We start from the raw sequence: 16,902 nt of genomic DNA, 5'->3' as shown, positions 1-16,902 counted from the left end.
CACCATAAACCCGTCTAAAAACCAAAAAATGCCCCTCGACCAGCCATCATGTACTCAAATAGAAGATAAAACCACCTATACCCTTGTCAAGGTGCGTTTGCGGTTAAATTTGGCGGATTACGCTTTGGGACATTTGAAGACCCTATTTTCTGATCTCAAATGGACTGATCCACCTGTGACCGGAAAAGTAGCCTCGAAAACTACCACAGGGGACTCCAAGCTTTGCATTTAGATTACAACTACCTATTGAGCCAAAGCCTTCTGCAATAAGCCTTACGTATCAACAAGTCATAAAAAAAACCGGCATCGCTGCCGGTTCCCTTTTTAGACATCCATGTTTATTTCTTCTGCGCATCCCGCATAGGGTTAGGGCCGCGGGAAGTGCCGCGGGGTGAGGTAGCACTTTTGAACAACTCAAACCGTGAAGGCATAAACTTCCTGGGCCAGTAGTTGTTTTCCTCATCCACATCCGCCGTCTCCCTGAAGGGATCCAAAATGATCTCCACCACCTCTTTCTGCTTGCCAAACACCTTGGTGATCTCGTACTCATCCAGTCGCCATATCTGCGCAGGAAGGTACTCCACCTCCGAAGTTCCATCCGCATAATTAAACTGAAGAATAACCGGCATCACCAATCCTCCTTTGTTCTTTAGATGCACCTCGTAAAAATTCATCCCTGAATTCAAAAGATCCCGCTCCTTTGCAGAGAGTGAACTCAAAAATTCCTGATATTGCCGTTCGTCGGAAGGGCCTACCCGAAACCGGTCGTAGCTATTGTAAAAATCCCTGGCACCGGGATCACGCTCCACCACAGTTTGGGGCACATCGGCGCGGTTACGGTCTTTGGTGATATGGGACTCCTCGCGCTCATACGCCTCACGCTCCAGGCTTTTGACCTCAGAAGGTCTACGGGAGTCGATGGTGTACCACTTCACATCCTCTATGGAAATATCCACGGTCTCGGTGCCAAAGAACCAACCTCTCCAAAACCAATCCAGGTCCACGGCGGAAGCATCCTCCATGGTTCGGAAAAAATCCTCTGGTGTAGGATGCTTGAACATCCAGCGTTGGGAATACTGCTTAAATGCGTAGTCAAACAGTTCGCGCCCCATCACCGTCTCCCGAAGGATATTCAGTGCAGTAGCCGCTTTGGCATACGCATTCCCTCCCAGCGAATAGATATTTTCCGAATTGGTCATGATTGGTTCCAGGAGGTTTTTATCCATCTTCATATAGGGCACGATCTTGTGCGCAGGCCCTCGGCGGGAAGGATAGTCCCTGTCCCACTCCTGCTCGGCCAGAAACTGCAAAAAGGTATTCAATCCCTCGTCCATCCAGGTCCACTGTCGCTCGTCGGAATTGACGATCATCGGGAAAAAATTGTGTCCCACCTCATGAATAATCACTGAAATCATCCCATACTTGATCGCATCGGAATAGGTTCCATCTTCATCAGGCCGTCCATAGTTAAAGCAGATCATGGGGTACTCCATGCCATTGGTAGCTTCTACCGAAATCGCCACCGGATAGGGGTAGTCAAAGGTATAGTTGGAATAGGACAGCAGTGTATGGGCTACCGCACGGGTGGAATATTGCTCCCAAAGCGGGTTTGCTTCTTTGGCGTAGTAGGACATGGCCATCACGTCCTTACCGCCCAGCTTGACCGCCATGGCATCCCAGATAAATTTCCGGGAAGATGTCCAAGCAAAATCCCGTACATTTTCGGCATGGAAAACCCACGTCTTGGTATCCTTGGCCCGCCCTTTCTCCAATCGTTCCGCTTCGGCTTGGGTTCGGATGATCACGGGCTTGTCGTAGGTTGATTTCGCCTGATTCCAGCGCTGCATCTCGGTACTGCTCAGCACAGCCTCCGGATTTTGTAACACGCCGGTTGCCCCCACCATATGGTCAGAGGGTACGGTGATATTCACTTTATAATCCCCAAATACCAAGGCAAATTCTCCGGTACCCACAAACTGGTGGTTTTGCCAACCCTCAAAATCCGAGTACACAGCCATACGCGGAAACCACTCCGCTACGGTGTACAGGTAGTTGCCGTCCTTCTCAAAATACTCATACCCGGGCCTACCGCCTATAAAACTCATCCGATCATGGATATTGAAGGACCAGGAAATGGTGAATTCAAATTCCTTCCCAGGCAAAAGGGGCTGATCCAAGTCTATCCGCATCATCGTACGGTTCACCGCCACCTGTATATCGGATCCGTCAAGCTTTCTAACCGAATGGATTTTAAACCCAAGATCTTCGTCGTGCCACAGAATGCCCTGAAGCTGCCGAAGCGACATCTGGGAACTAATACTATTGGTTGCCATCTTTGGAGTCTCCGAATCAGCTGCGCGCTGATTTTGGTCCAACTGCACCCAAAGGTAATCCAGGGCATCGGGGGAGTTGTTTACGTAGCGGATTTTCCCACTGCCTTCTATGGCCTGTTTTTCATCGTCGAGCACAACATCGATCTCGTAATCCGCCTGTTGCTGCCAGTACAGGTGACCAGGTGCTCCCGCCGCATTGCGATATACGTTTGGGGATCGTAACATGGTACCCAATTGTTCAAATCGGTTGGCATGCCGTTGTTCGTCAATCTGGGCCTTCATTTCAGCCGAAAAACCCAAAAAAACAAGGGAAAGCAGTAACAAACTCCTCATAAGCAATACAAATATATTGGTTGACAGAAATGCCGTTTCATGGAAAAAACGGCTTTTTTATGTTAAAACATGCTACAAAATAACCATAATTCTAATCTGAAACCAAATCTCAGACAAAAGGTTGTTTAAATTAAAGCCAGAGACCTGTTGATGAAAGGAAAAATGGAGCGCTTACCAATATTTATTTTCCAATATCATCATAAAGGACATGCCCAGAACAATGGCTGAAACGGCCAGAATCCATTCCTTCCGCTTGATGCCGACAATGCCCACCATCAAGGAGGCCAGGATCAAAAACAACCCTACGATTACCAGTTGTCCTACTTCCAGTCCAATATTAAACGCCAACAGTGGCTGAAAAATGGAGGACTCCCTGCCCAGTAGGGACCGCAGGTAATTCGAAAAGCCGAGTCCATGGATTAAGCCAAAAAACAGGGCATAAAAATAATTCAACTGAATAGCGGAACGCCCTGCGGCAGGCTTCGGCTTAAGGATATTGGTGACACAGGTGATCGCGATGGTAACAGGTATGAGAAACTCCACCAAATCCGTATTGACCTTGATGACCTGCAGGGTGGCCAATGCCAAGGTAAGTGAATGCCCTATCGTAAACGCCGTCACTAAAATCAGTATCTTTTTCCAATCCCGCATCAGGTATATCACACATAGCACGATGACGAACAGGATATGGTCAAAACCTTCGATGTCTAGTATGTGCTCGACGCCTAATTTAAAATACAGTTGGAATTGGTTCATCCGTTTGGTGGTGTGGTTTGAAAAGCGTTTGCTAAATTTGTCGCAATAATAACGTTAATTTCAGACATTAAACAAATTTTCCGGATCATTCATGCCAACCCTCTTGGTCTCCATTTATTGCTTGTTTTACAGCCTGCTGCCCCATCCTTTTTATATCAGTTTGACCGACATGGTATATAACCGGGACAAGAACAGCATCGAAATCGCCCAAAAGATATTCTGGGACGACCTGGAGGTAGCTCTTGGTCAGGTCAGCCAGTCGAAGGTCGACTTCCTCCGGCCTAAAGATCCCAAAGCATTGAATGAACTGGCGAAAAATTACTTATTTGCACACAACCAGATTTACATTAACGGAAACCTTCAAAAGATTCATTACCTAGGGTTTGAGATCGAAGAGGATGCGGCGTGGTTTTATATGGAAATCGAAAACGTCCCTTCACCTAAGGTAGTACGGATCAAGAATACCATTCTCTTGGCGGATTTTCCCACCCAGCAAAACATTGTCAATTTCTATTTGGACAAAAGCCCCAAAAGTATCATCACCTCCCGAAACAAACAGGAGGGCGAGCTTCGGTATTAATCGACCGAATCTGCCTTGCCCTGTCCCAGCTTTAAAAAAGAAACCACTTCCCATCTGCCTTCTATCTTTTTTAGCAGCGCAAACTCATCCACCCGCGCTAACCGGTCGAACGTAAGGGACTTGACATACCCGAAGCAGTCCTCAAAATCCCGCTTTTTCAGATCATTATAGGCCACGGTCATATGAGGTTTGAACACCTGATCGCTCAGCTCGGCATCCAGCTTTAGATTAAGTTTACAATACCGGCCCAGTTCCTCCTGTAGTGTCTCCAACCGGCGTTGTGGCATTACCTTGATGAAAATCACTCGCTGTCTAAAGTGGGAAAATCCCTTCAGTATAAGGGGAAAGGACTCGTGGGAGGAAAAAAATGCCCCCAACTTCTTTACCAGGTCTGCCTCTTTGTGCCCGTTCCATAAAAAAGGCATTTTCACCGTGACGTGGGCGGGGGACTTGAGGGCATACTTTACCCCAAACTTTTCCTGAAGCTTTCGTTTTATTTCTTCGGCATGTTGCTGTACTGCCCCGGTTGGCACCCATGCAATGAAATATTTCTCCTTATTTGTTGTCATAGTTGGATACAAAGGAGGCTTGGCGAATCCGGTATCTTTTGGCAGCCATCCTGACAGGGAAGTGGATCGCCCTCAGACCGGCATTCACCTGCCCCTGAACATGCCCACATGAGCAAAGATAGGATTCGAATAAATTTTAGCTTAAAAATAGTAGGATCATTTTAAAAGTTATGGGCAAAGCCTTAACTTGAAAACTGTTTATCAACTTCGCTACATGAAACAGTTTTCGAAAATAATGGTAGGGCTCGACCTGACAAAAATGGATGAAACCCTGCTCTCCAACATACAAACTTGGGCACCTATTTTGGGAGTAGAAAAGGTGTACTTCGTCCATGTGGCCAAAGACCTTTCCATTCCTGAAGAAATCTCCAAAAACTACCCTGACCTACTCGCTCCGGTAGACGAAGTGATTGTGCGCGGGATTAAGCACGAGCTCGAACATTTCTCGTTTGAGCCCTCCTTCTATGAAATATTGGTCAAAGAAGGGAACCCCATGGAAACAGTGCTAAGGTGGTGTAAAATCAAAGATGTGGACTTGTTGGTTATGGGCCGTAAAAAACTCTTAGAGGGTTCTGGTTCCCTGGCGCGAAACCTCGCCCAAAAATCTCCCAACTCGGTGCTTTTTATCCCGGAGAGCTTCGAAAACAACCATCCCTCCCGCATCCTCGTCCCTTTGGATTTTTCTGAATACAGCAAGCTGACCTTAGACTTAGCAAAATCCCTCGCCCTCAACGTATCCGCGGAAGTGAGCTGTTGCCACCTTTACGAGGTGCCGGCCGGATATTCCAAAACCGGTAAATCCTACAAGGAGTTTACAGGAATCATGCTCGAAAATGCCAAAAAGGATTTTGAAAAGTTTGTTTCCAAGCACCAATTAAGCGGGCTTTCCTGCGAATTCATCCTAAAGGAAAAACAGTCTGAAGCAAAGTACATCATTGAACACAGCAAATCCATGCAAGCTGATATGGTGATCATCGGAAGCAGGGGTCGAACCAACTCGGCCGCAATTCTTTTGGGAAGTGTAGCAGAAAAGCTCATCCAACTAAACACGGAAGTGCCCACCTTAATCTTAAAGAAAAAAGGCGAAAACATGAGCTTTCTACAGGCACTGTTGAAATTGTGAAAATCTAAAAAATCTTACCGGAAAGGCTAGGGATTTATTCCCCAGCCTTTCCGGTGAACTAGTCCTTTGATTAATATTCTTTACCCCAGGCTGCACAGGCTTTTGAACAACCGCTCGTACTCGTCCGTGACAAAATCCCAATTGTACTTCTGGACCAGCCCGTCCCGTGAGCTTTCGCGAAGCTGCTTCATCTGCTCGGGAACGGTCTCTGCATAGTTCACCAAGTCACGAATCGAGTTGGCTTCTTTTTCAAAATACCAGCCGTACTTGCCCTGCTGGAGCATTTCCTGATTGAAGCGTGTATTCAGTGCGAGAATGGCACATCCATACCCTAGTGCCTTGAGCATGGCGGGATTGGTGCCGCCGTACTCGTGCCCATGCAGGTAGCCGTAGCAATTGTGATAGAGGGCCGCCAATGCTTCCTGATCACGCACATAGCCGGTAAAAAGTAGCCGGTCGTCCGCGATGTTCTTCATCCGCTGGGCAAAGGCATCCTGATAGGGGACATCCCCGACGATCACCAACTTGCGCTGTGTCCCGGACGCCAGAAAACCATCCACAATCAGGTCCGAATTGTTGTCCGGAATGAGCCTTCCCACGATAAGGTAATACGATTGGGGTGTAAGGTTCCACTGGGCTATCAACGAGGAATCTGATGACTCCCGGGGATTGCCCCCATAGGCAATCATCGTTGAAGGTGCGTTGAACTCCTCCAGGTAGATTTTCTGCATCTCGTCCGAGTCGGTCACCACGCAGTCGTAAAACTTGGTAGCAAGCTTGGAGGCAATCCTGAAGTAGGTTGCGCCCAGTCCTTTCCACTTAGGGCGTAGCCACTCCAATCCATCTACATTGATCACCGAGGGCTTGCCTACCAGCCTGGGCAACAACCCAAACGGTCCATTGGCACTATTGGCCACAAAAACCACATCCGTCTTGGAAAAGCAGACGTGGAGCATGGACAAAAAGGAGTTGGTCAGTTGGCTCAGGTTTTTGGTTTCAATGCAGGGCACATAGACCAAGCGGATGCCATTTACGGTTTTAGGCCGTTGGGCAAACAGGGGCCGATGGCAGTAGACGGTAATTTCAAAGCCCCGTTTTGCCAGCCGTTCGCCCATTTCTTTGACAAAGGTTTCGTAGCCACTGTACACATACGGATATCCTCTCGTTCCTATGATAGCCACCCGTAGTGGTCGATTCTTTTTTGACTTCATAATTCGGCATTCACTTCTCCCAACTCACCGTATACGGGTACCGGGGCAAAAGTTGTCCAAAAATTTTAATTTGACGCTGAACAAATCGAACAGGATTTACTTGGATTCAAAAACCGCCCCTTCACTCCTTCCTACCCTACTCGTGGTGTCCAAGGGTCCCGGAGAGTCGGCGGTTTGTTTTAATAATTCTGAAATCGCTAGCTGCAAACCATCCGGCAAATATACCAAATAGGATCTAAATTTAACGACGCCTGCCTCTAAAGCCAACGTCACCTATCTTCTACCCATCCAATAGCTCCCCTACCGCCCGCCCAAAATTCACTAGATAGACCGGGAGGGAGAACTTCTCCAACACGATTTCCTGTCCCCTCTTGCCCATTCGCTGACGGAGAAGCGGATCATCTATCAGTCTTTGCAGCGTTTGGGCCGCAGCCGCTGCGTCATCCCAAGGTATCAGATACCCCGATTCTCCAGGGACGACCATCTCTGTGGCGCCTCCCATCGCCGTAGCTACCACAGGCTTGGCCGCTGCCATCGCTTCAAGGACGGTAGTGGGAAGGGAATCTGGCAGTATGGATGGCAATACAAATATATCCGCACCGGCCATTAGGTGATATACATCCTGCCTGAAACCGAGGTCAGTCACATGGTCTGTCAGATTATTTTCCTGTATAAAAGCCCGTAAACCGGTCAGAACAGCTTCATTTCCAGGAAAAACATCCCCCGCCAGGACAAAATGTAGATTGTGGTTTGCGGCCAGAAGGTTATTCGCTATCTCCAAAAAATAGTGCTGACCCTTCAGATAGCTTACCCTTCCCACCATCAGCAAAAGAATTCGCTCGTCCGGAATACCTAGTTCCTCCTTTAGGGAATATGAAGCTGCCATAAACCGGGAAGGGTCTATGCCGTTGTAAATGACAGACAGCTTTGCAGGTTTCAATCCCGGCAGGTAATTCCTTTTGGATGCATGGGAAACAAAGAAAACGGCATCTCCTGTCCGGTTGAGCATGAAGATAATGAAATGCTTCAAAAAAGCGGGGGCGGCGACGGTTTCTCTGACATGCCATACATGCCTCAAGCCCGCCATCTTGGCGGCTATCGCTCCCGAAAAGACCACCGCTGTATTCGTAATGGCGATGTCAAATGGCTCCGCTCTTATAAGCTTCCGGATCTGTCTTACTGCCTTCCAGGTATAGTACAGCCGATTCAAAATGCCCGGCAAACTGACATACTTCCTTCTCAACACGCCAAGCCGGATAAATTGAACGGGAATGCCCATACCCTCCACCACTTCACTTAGAGGTCCCGGCTCCGAAAGCACTAGCGTAGGAGAGATGGCCCGCTCCTGAAGAGCCCGAAGAGATCGGATCAAGCTGTTGCTGGCTCCGTATAGATCGGAGCTGGAGTGAAAAACCAACGCCTTTTTATTTGCCATTCATCACCTCCTTTACTGTATTCCATGCGTTTGGCCAACTGTAATGACTCAGTGCCTTCATTTGCCCACATCGCAGCAGATCCAGTTCCACTGGCGTAAGTGCCAAAAGTCGCTCAATGACACCGGCCATCTGCTTTATGTCCCCCGGGTCAAACAGCATACCGCCAGTGCCGACTACCTCCGGCAGCGAAGCCGAACCCGATGCCGCCAAGGGCAGGTGATATTGAAAGGCCTCCAGCACAGGAATACCGAACCCCTCGTATACCGAGGGGAACACATAGGCCTTGGCATGCTTATAAAACAATGGGAGTCTATCGTCCGAAACATAGCCCATCAAATGCACACGGTCGGTGAGGTTGAGTTCATCCACCGTAGCCTGGATCTCGGGGTAGCTGTCCATAAAGATCTTGGATGGTCTCCCGCCTACCAGAACCAAGTGAAGTTGCTGATCCGGCAACAAGGAAAAGGCCTTGATCAGCGCAGGCAGGTTTTTTCGCTTGTCCAAAACCCCGACGTGAAGGATATACTCACCGGAAAGGGGCCGTTCCGCATTATCGGAACGGTCCGCGGCTTTCTCTAAGGTTTTGGCTCCAATAGGCATGACGGTAATCCTGGAAGCTGGAATGCCAAGTACCTCGGTTAGCTTACGTTTTGAAAAAGAGGAAACGGTCAGTACCCGGAAAGCCCTCCGCTGCCCCAACCTGGCGAGGAAACTGAAATACAACCGCCACACGCTATTATAATTCTGGGGCAGCTCCCAAATATTGCACCCGTGAAACACCGGAAGCGTCTTGATCCTTCCCAAAAACCAAAACGGGGCCACGTAATCGGGGCAGATCAAAAAGTCGACCTTTGTCTGCCTTGCCATTAGAGGCAGGAGAAAAACCTTCCAAACGATGAACTGTATATGGGCAAACGCCTTCGAAACCAGGCCTTTGGGTAAGATTACCCCGGACGGGGAAAGCGGAACCAACTCGACCATCGGATCCTTGCGGATTTCGTCGAGCAACTCTTCCGAAAACGTACGTGTACCCGTCTGTGCGATAAATAAGTCGCGACAGTCAAATCCAACCCTAAGCTTTCCCATTTTCTTCGGTTTTTATACGCTGCCGTTGTACGGCATGAACCGTGTAACCAACCATCCACCAACTCACCAATGCCACAAAAAAGAACTTCTCCGCATTGGAAGTAAATAGCGGAAAGAGCATGGCAAACTTTACCGAAGTGGCCACAAAGGCTATCCGCGCCTCGTTCAGGTTTTTCAACTCCCAAAATGCCCGAAGAGAATAGACAATCGAACACACCAGAATAAGGATATACACCAACATCCCCAGCCACCCCAACTGAACCCCAAACACCAAAAACTGATTTTCTCCTCCAATGCGCAGGCTTTCGTCGACCGAGCTGACATTTCCACTGGTTGCCAAGCCGATTCCCAGTGGGTTGGTAAGCATGGACTCCAGTGCAGCGGTCCACTCAAGAACGTGTCCAACTGAAGAGGTATTCTGAAAGGTTATGGTATCGATCACGAAATACTGAAGGTCCTCCGATGCAAAATAAAAGAAGTAGACCACAAACATAAGCACAAATAGTGCCGCGAATCCCAATACCTTATATAACCTAAACACAAACGCGATGTAGGCGGCCAAAATCAGTAATGCAGCTAATGAAGAACGGGAGGATGAGAAAAGCAATGTAGCTAGCGTAACGGCAATCATCACCATATAGGGATAGGCTCCATGCCTTGGTGTGGTCAGGTACATGATCAAGGCTACCGAAAACAACATCAGGGAAGAAATGGCCAACTCCAAGGGATCCGCAAAAAAGGAAGCAAAGCGCTTGGATAGGGTCTGGGTCTCAAAGGTCCAAGTCAGCCCATAGTTTCCCCTTGGTGAGATTTCATTCACCTCCTCATTAAACACCGCATACCCAGTATACTGCTGAAAATGGGTATCTAAGACCAGCTCAACTACGTTGAGGAAAAACGCCAGCAACCCAATCCCCAGAAGCACGTGCAGCAGCCTTTTTAGCGTTTGGTCATCGAACCGGGTGTTCCTACCGAAAAAGTAAAATAGACCCATAAAAGCCATATTCTTAAAATACAGCACCTTATTAACCAACTTCGCCTCTCCAACAGGCAAAACCAAAAACACAAAGGAAATCAGGTAAAAGCAGATAAACAGATAATCAAGCCGCATTAGCCGAAATTCATAGCGGGTAAAGTCCCGCTTAAAAACAAAAAAGCTGACTACTGCCAATGCGATCACCAATTCCTTGATGGACTGAAAAGCCGTCAACAAAAGGGAAGACCTAACGGTGGTATAAACCACGCTGAGAATGGTGATGTAAAACGGAAAAAACAGGGCAGCAAAAAAAATGACAAACTCCCAGTTGCCCTTCACCAGCAGGTTCCGAAAGGTCACCACCGCAAGCGACACGGTGCCAATCACCAAGATTATAAATAACATGAAATATCGGGTGGGGTGTTGGAATCCGGATGGTGGGCAAGGCCATCCCTAAGCCCATCGGCTGCCGCCTTCAACTTTTTAAACCGGAAGCGAACACTAAAATAAATCAACACGGCCAAAGCCTTGCTTACCTGATAGGGCCAGGCAATCCCCGTTATCAAGTCTTTTGGTTTGGATTTGAGGAGAAGAAACTGATTGCGCACATTAAGGTAATGTGCCGCAGGGCTCAGATAACCCTCTTTCTGCCTGACCTTCGATTTGGTAGACGCGCTTACCTCATGGTGCAAAATGGCTTTTGGCACAATGTGCAGGGAATAACCGGCATGCATGACCCTAAATGACCAATCCACGTCCTCAAAATAGGCAAAATAGGCATTTCTCAAAGGCCCTATCTTCCAGACCAACTCCGTTCGGATCAAAAAGGCACATCCCGTCAACCAGTCTGACGCATAAGGTTTATCCTTCTCCACCATCCGCTTAATGCTTTTGGTCCCTCCTGTCAGCGAATTAAAAATCCCCCCTGCATGCCAAACTGGCCTTTCTCCATTGGACTCAAAAATCAATGGCTGCACTGCTCCCACACGTGGGTTGGCCTCCAAATAGTCCACCAAGATGCCCAGAAACGAGGGCTGGAAGTAGGTATCGTTGTTTAGGAGAAACACATATCTAAATTCTTTTGCGAGCGCATATTCAATGCCTCGATTGTTCCCCCCTGTAAAACCCAGATTTCGGTCGTTTTCAAGAAAAACAACATCGGGATATTCCGCACGTAATCGCTGCCCACTGCCATCCGTGGAACCATTATCTACCAATACTACCTCCCTGTGGGGGTAGGCAAGCCGAGCCGCCTGATCCAAGCAGCTTTTGGTGTACCCGTAGGTATTCCAATTGACCACGATCAGAGCTACCGAAGGAATCGACGCAATGGCTGCTTCATTCATATCATGCCGCTAGGTAAAATCCACGCCAAAGATCCGGGTTTTTTCTGGCAACCATCCACGAAAACCCAAGAAAATGCAACAGTTCCGTTGAAAGTAGCGCCACACAGATCCCGACCGCACCAAATCGGTAGGTCAACAAACTGGCGCTAACCATCATAAAAACACACATAAACGCCGAAACCTTGAACAGTTGCTTTTGCTGATTGGTGACCAAAAAAATAAGCACATTACCGATGTTCAGGCAGGCCAAAAAGGGAATTAACGACAGCAGTCTTAAGTAGTAAATGGAATCTTCCAGCCTGCTGGTAGCGAGAAGTTGAATGATCAACGGCGCGGCCAAATACGTGGCGACAGAGAAGAAAAATGAAATTGCCAGGCCGGAAAAATAGACCTTCCTCATAAACCGCAGGAACGTTGATTTATCTGCCTGGTATAGTTTGCTTGCATTTGGATAGACTGACTGGGTAAGGATGGAAGGAAACAAACGAATTACCATTACGATCTTTTCGGCCAGGCTATACATCCCCAAGGTGTGCGATTGCTCAAAGAAACTGAGGATCACCAAGCCCCCATTAAAGGTCAGGTAGGAGGTAAGATTACTCAAAAAGTAGTGTACGTTGGATTTCAGGGAACGAAAGATGCGCAAAATCCTTGGGCCTATCAATACAATACCCAACCGTTTTCGCACATAGGCAAGTACGAGCAGGTTGATCGACAGGCCACAGGCTCCCAGAATAAAATTCGCCCATTTGGCGTGGGACGGATCCTTGATAAAAAGGAATATACCCATCAAATACAGTACTTTACTAACCACGTTTGCGATGGAGATAAGTCTCATTTTCTCCAAGCCCTGAAAAAACCAAAGCGGGAGTGTTGCCTCCGAATACAGCAGCAGAACGGACAAGGCCAGAATCGTTTGATACTCTGTAAAAAAGCCAAACCCAAAGATCAGCACCAAAAGCACGCCCGTAGCAACAGAGGCGAGCAGGACTTTGCCTCCAAGAATATGGGATAGAAGAAAAGAAAGCCGTTTTGGGTTTTGCTGGTTTAACGCTACTGCTCTTGGACCGCTCAGATTGAATCCGAAGCTGACAAAAATATTGGCAATAACCATCACCGAGAAGGAGAGACTGACCAGCCCGAACTGATCCACTCCGATCGCTGAAATCAGCAACGGCATGGAAATCAGGGTAATCAGAATGTTGGAGATTTGGATCGCGCTGAGAAAAATGAAATTGTGAATAGATCGGTTGTTGAACAAACCCAAAACATCGATACCCTTCATTTTTTCTATCACCATCAAAACGACCAACCCGTCAAGCTGCGATATCGCGGCGGTATACCTCCCTTAAATACAAAAAAACCAGGCCCATCACGCCAGCCAGAAATGCCCCTATCACTACCCCTTTTAGCGGTTTGATTTCATATCGCTCAAGTGGATACCGGGGTCCATCGATGATTTGAATAAGCGGCGTATTGTTCCGTTGGTTCACCTTGGCAATTTCCAGGTTCTTTACAATCTCGGCATAGATGGCTGAAGAGGATTGTACGTCGATCTGTTTTTTGCGCACAGCAATGTTTCCAACCTGCATCATTGGGTTAGGATTAGGCATTCTGTCCGATAACGCTGCCAGCTCCTCTAGGTTCGCATCCAGAATTCGGCGCACCGAATCCGCCTGAAACTGAAGGATGCTAAGGTTTTCGAATGTCTTTTTCGTCTTGGTCTCGAAATAGAAGCCATTTACATTTTCCACCAACGCTTCATTAAAAACCTTTGAAAACTGCTCATCTTTGGAGGAAATGGACACCTGTATAATAGAAAGCTTCCGATCGGGTTTGGTGACCGCGAGGTGTTTCTCCCGAATAAGGCGGGAAACCTCACGCATCACGGAGTCTTGGGTGATTGAAAAATTCTCCCTGGGCAGGGCAAAATCCAGTGCCCTTAAATCAACTGCCTTTCTCCACTTCTTGTCCAGCTCATTGGCTTCTATAAACCGATGAATCAATAGCTGATCTCCATCAAAGCGGGTAAGCAAGGTCTTGCCGATCATGTTGTTGGATCGGTAGAGTTCTATGATATTATCCCCTTGAAACAGGCCACTTGAGCCACCTAAAGAACCTAAATTCACCCCTACCAACGATGCGATGCCAGTCATTTGCCCGAGCTGTCCCACATCTGCATCTTCCAGCACAAAGGAAGTTTCCGCCACATACACCGGCTTTTTTATCAGGGCAACCAATCCTCCTAGCAAAAACCCACAGGCGACCCATAGGGCGATCACTTTCCAGCTTGACAAAAAGTACGCGATCCAGTTCCTTGCGCTGAGTACTACCTCCCGCAGGGTGAGCTTGTCATCCAATATGTGTTTTTCTGGCATGGAAACTATCGGTTATTGATCTGTGTGAGGATAAGAACCAAGGTAGCTAATCCAGTAGTCAAGCCCACCAGCTCCCCTGGCCGGACGGGAATCCTCGGACCCTTTGTGGGTACAAAGATCTCCGCGCCAGGCTCGACGGCCGGATAAGACCGCATTCCCAAAAAGTTCTTAGTGCGCGACACTTCCCCGTTTGCATACACCACGTATGTTCTCTTCCGGTTTGCCCGGTTGTTGAATCCGCCGGCCCTGTCTATGTAATACCGCAGCCTAGACTCCCTCTCATGCCGTACAGTAGTAGGGTAAACCACGTCTCCCCGCAATCGTACCGTCTGCAACTGCCTGGGAATGGATATAATGTCTCCCTCCTCCAAGATCAAATCAAACACCGAACCGGGGCTCCGCATTATTTTTTCCAAATCAATGGCAACCGCCTCGGTTTCCCGGATCCGCAACTCACCCAAATCTCCTCTGGTATTGGCAAGGCCCGTTACTGCCTCCCTTTTAACATCTGACACGGCGGCACTTTCGGCCGCGTCCCGATCCGCTTTCCCGGTGCCAAGGTCTTTAAAGAGCCTTTGCAGCAGTGCTTCCTGCGACTCGGCATCGTTTGGATCGTATTGCAGTTTTGCCTGAAGATCCTGCAGGTTTCGCTGCCGACGGGCCTGCTCTGAGTCTGTATTGTAGTATTCGGTACGTCGAATCAATGTAGCACCCCTCGTGTAAGCAAAGGATGTCAAACCTCCCGCCCGGCGAATCACATCAGAAATCCGCTCCTCGGCAGACTGTACCACAAAGGCACCTGGGGAATTGACCTGCCCTTCTACGAACACCATCTTTTCGAGGGTAAAATTAGGCTTACGCCGGATCACGAGGTTATCAAACGGCTCCAAAATCTGCGGAGGACTGACCGCTACAAGTCCCTTGTCTACCCGTACCGGAACCAACCTTGAAAAACGCCCTTCCACCGGATCTAAAACCCTCCTCGCTATTTCCATGTCTTCGGTACTAGCTGCTTCCCTAAGCCCCCCGGCCAAAACGATCAGGTCTTCTACCGTCATGTTTTTGGAGTAGGGATAGGTGCCCGGATTGCGCACCTCACCTGTTACCTGAACGTAAAACTCTTCCTGCAAATCGTATATACTGGAAATACGAACCACGTCCTCCCGTCGCAAGGCCACATCGGCGGCAATTCCCTCCAACACAGATCGAAGGTTAACGGTTAAAATCTCTGTAGTTAGGTCATCATTCGTCCGAAGGATACTTGCTCGCTCCAAATACGCTTCACCACGCAGGCCATCTGCATGCTTTATCAGCTCTTTGAGTGTCAGACCTTGGGTAAGCGCATAATTCCCTTCCCGAAAGACCGCGCCTTTTATCTGGACTCTATTCGTGAATCGGTCCAGGATACGGCCAATCGTATAGGCATCTCCCCCTTTTACTGAAAACAGCTGAAACTGATCCTGAAAGATATCCGAGACTGCTCGCTCTTTGCCGGTAGTCCGTGAAACACTCACCCGATCCTTAAATGCTTCGTCTGTAAAACCTCCTGCATAGGCCAACACATCCCTAAAGGTCTCTCCCTCTTTCACTTCAAATATCAGCGGACGCTTTACCTCTCCCATCAATCGGACACGCCCCAGAAACGGCTGAACCAAAATAATGTCCTGATCCTGCAGGCGAAGGTTGATATCAGCTTTCCCTTTTATCAAAAAGTCGTAGACGTCGATTTCAGCTATTTCCTGATCGCTGCGGATCACCTTGATGCTCCTCATGGATCCATTGATGGAGGGCCCCCCGGCAGCATACAGGGCGTTAAAGACCGTGCTCAAAGAACTTAGGGTAAAAGTACCCGGAAGCCGTAGATCCCCTACCAAATGCACCTGAATGGTACGCAGATTTCCGAGCGTGACCTGAACAAAGGTATTTGGGCTGGAACCGGCCAATCCGGTATAAAACCTGGAAAGCCTACTTTTTATCAGGGCGGTAATTTCCTCGATGGTCTTGCCGGAAACACTCACCGGACCGACATGATCCAAGGTCAAAAAGCCCTCCGCAGAAATCATACCTTCATAAGACTTCTCCGATTGCCCGTAAACGTCTACATAAACCATATCTCCAGGCCCCACCACGTAGTTTTGCGGGGTGGGCATATTGAAGTTAGGCTCAAAGGACAAGCGTCGGTTTTTACTGTAAAATAGATCAAGGCCAAAATAAGCTTCCGATTCATCGATTTCGTCTGGCTCTTCCTGGAAACTGATTATTCCTTGGGAAATGGCATTGAGGTTTGTTTGCTGCCGTGGCTGCCGTTTTGAAGGAGCCCGGCGCATACCTCCAGCTGTGATGGAGATATCCATGTTTTCCAACCTATTCCGGAGCTTGTTGATTTCCGATTGGGGCACACCTCTTGCCTGGGCCATCATCACAAGCTCTGACTCAGTAAGGCCGGCTTCCTCCGCCCTTCGTACCAAAAGCTGAAGCTGTTCATCTGTAAGGTCATCAACTTTAATCGAGGAAATATCCTGCAAAGACTGTGAAAAAACGGGCGTGACAAAACATGCCGCTGCCAGAGATAATAACAGGAACCCTATTGCCAGAGACCTCCTGCACAAAAATGATCGAATACACATAAATTCTTTACCCGTTTATTTGGTAGGCCCACAGCTTCGCCTCCTCAGGCACACTGCATACCGCTTTGAATATCGATAAACCCTCCTGCAAAGGTCTAAACCGGTGTAAAGATAATTATTACATTCTTTTATGGGTAAACTACCGAGT

13 protein-coding genes are annotated in these 16,902 nt (G+C 48.3%); 2 read left to right on the top strand and 11 right to left on the bottom strand.

Features of this window, described 5'->3' with window-relative positions:
* Positions 1 to 338: 338 nt before the first annotated feature.
* Entirely contained in the window at positions 339 to 2,666 is a 2,328-nt protein-coding gene (locus ADIS_RS17865) for a M1 family metallopeptidase (protein ID WP_035806803.1), read from the bottom strand.
* A gap of 171 nt (positions 2,667 to 2,837) precedes the next feature.
* Positions 2,838 to 3,422 carry a HupE/UreJ family protein gene (locus ADIS_RS17860; protein WP_010856074.1) on the bottom strand — a complete coding sequence of 195 codons (585 nt, stop codon included), beginning with the start codon at positions 3,420 to 3,422 and terminating at the stop codon, positions 2,838 to 2,840.
* A gap of 91 nt (positions 3,423 to 3,513) precedes the next feature.
* On the opposite strand from ADIS_RS17860, the gene ADIS_RS17855 reads away from it, so the two are divergent.
* The gene (locus ADIS_RS17855) at positions 3,514 to 4,002 is read left to right on the top strand and encodes a DUF6702 family protein (RefSeq protein WP_010856073.1); all 489 of its coding nucleotides are present in this window, start codon (positions 3,514 to 3,516) and stop codon (positions 4,000 to 4,002) included.
* On the opposite strand, the gene ADIS_RS17850 is transcribed toward ADIS_RS17855, so the two are convergent.
* Positions 3,999 to 4,571, bottom strand: coding sequence for a 2'-5' RNA ligase family protein (locus tag ADIS_RS17850; protein WP_010856072.1), 573 nt, complete (start codon positions 4,569 to 4,571; stop codon positions 3,999 to 4,001). The genes ADIS_RS17855 and ADIS_RS17850 overlap by 4 nt on opposite strands.
* Positions 4,572 to 4,785: 214 nt before the next feature.
* Between ADIS_RS17850 and ADIS_RS17845 the strand changes: the two genes are divergently transcribed.
* Positions 4,786 to 5,694 carry a universal stress protein gene (locus ADIS_RS17845; protein ID WP_010856070.1) on the top strand — a complete coding sequence of 303 codons (909 nt, stop codon included), beginning with the start codon at positions 4,786 to 4,788 and terminating at the stop codon, positions 5,692 to 5,694.
* Between the two features lie 80 nt (positions 5,695 to 5,774).
* On the opposite strand, the gene ADIS_RS17840 is transcribed toward ADIS_RS17845, so the two are convergent.
* From ADIS_RS17840 to ADIS_RS17800, 8 genes are all read right to left on the bottom strand, one after another.
* Positions 5,775 to 6,905, bottom strand: a complete 1,131-nt coding sequence (locus ADIS_RS17840; RefSeq protein WP_035806799.1) for a DUF1972 domain-containing protein — start codon at positions 6,903 to 6,905, stop codon at positions 5,775 to 5,777.
* Between the two features lie 280 nt (positions 6,906 to 7,185).
* On the bottom strand, positions 7,186 to 8,340 hold the full coding sequence (locus ADIS_RS17830) for a glycosyltransferase (RefSeq protein WP_010856067.1): 1,155 nt from the start codon (positions 8,338 to 8,340) through the stop codon (positions 7,186 to 7,188).
* A complete protein-coding gene (locus ADIS_RS17825) occupies positions 8,330 to 9,427 on the bottom strand; it encodes a glycosyltransferase family 4 protein (protein WP_010856066.1) in 1,098 nt (365 codons plus the stop codon). Before ADIS_RS17825 ends, ADIS_RS17830 begins: the two co-directional genes overlap by 11 nt.
* The gene (locus ADIS_RS17820; RefSeq protein WP_010856065.1) at positions 9,414 to 10,808 is read right to left on the bottom strand and encodes an O-antigen ligase family protein; all 1,395 of its coding nucleotides are present in this window, start codon (positions 10,806 to 10,808) and stop codon (positions 9,414 to 9,416) included. The genes ADIS_RS17825 and ADIS_RS17820 overlap by 14 nt, the downstream gene beginning before the upstream one ends.
* Positions 10,796 to 11,749 carry a glycosyltransferase family 2 protein gene (locus ADIS_RS17815; protein ID WP_010856064.1) on the bottom strand — a complete coding sequence of 318 codons (954 nt, stop codon included), beginning with the start codon at positions 11,747 to 11,749 and terminating at the stop codon, positions 10,796 to 10,798. Before ADIS_RS17815 ends, ADIS_RS17820 begins: the two co-directional genes overlap by 13 nt.
* Before the next feature lies 1 nt (position 11,750).
* Positions 11,751 to 13,034 carry an oligosaccharide flippase family protein gene (locus ADIS_RS17810; protein ID WP_155907594.1) on the bottom strand — a complete coding sequence of 428 codons (1,284 nt, stop codon included), beginning with the start codon at positions 13,032 to 13,034 and terminating at the stop codon, positions 11,751 to 11,753.
* Positions 13,035 to 13,065: 31 nt separating this feature from the next.
* Positions 13,066 to 14,127, bottom strand: a complete 1,062-nt coding sequence (locus ADIS_RS17805; RefSeq protein WP_010856062.1) for a GumC domain-containing protein — start codon at positions 14,125 to 14,127, stop codon at positions 13,066 to 13,068.
* A 5-nt stretch (positions 14,128 to 14,132) separates the two neighbouring features.
* On the bottom strand, positions 14,133 to 16,754 hold the full coding sequence (locus ADIS_RS17800; protein WP_010856061.1) for an SLBB domain-containing protein: 2,622 nt from the start codon (positions 16,752 to 16,754) through the stop codon (positions 14,133 to 14,135).
* Between the last annotated feature and the right edge of the window lie 148 nt (positions 16,755 to 16,902).

The organism is Lunatimonas lonarensis (assembly GCF_000390185.1).
GTDB lineage: Bacteria > Bacteroidota > Bacteroidia > Cytophagales > Cyclobacteriaceae > Lunatimonas > Lunatimonas lonarensis.
The sequence above is the reverse complement of the archived record's forward strand: the minus strand, read 5'-3'. Positions and strand labels throughout refer to the sequence as shown.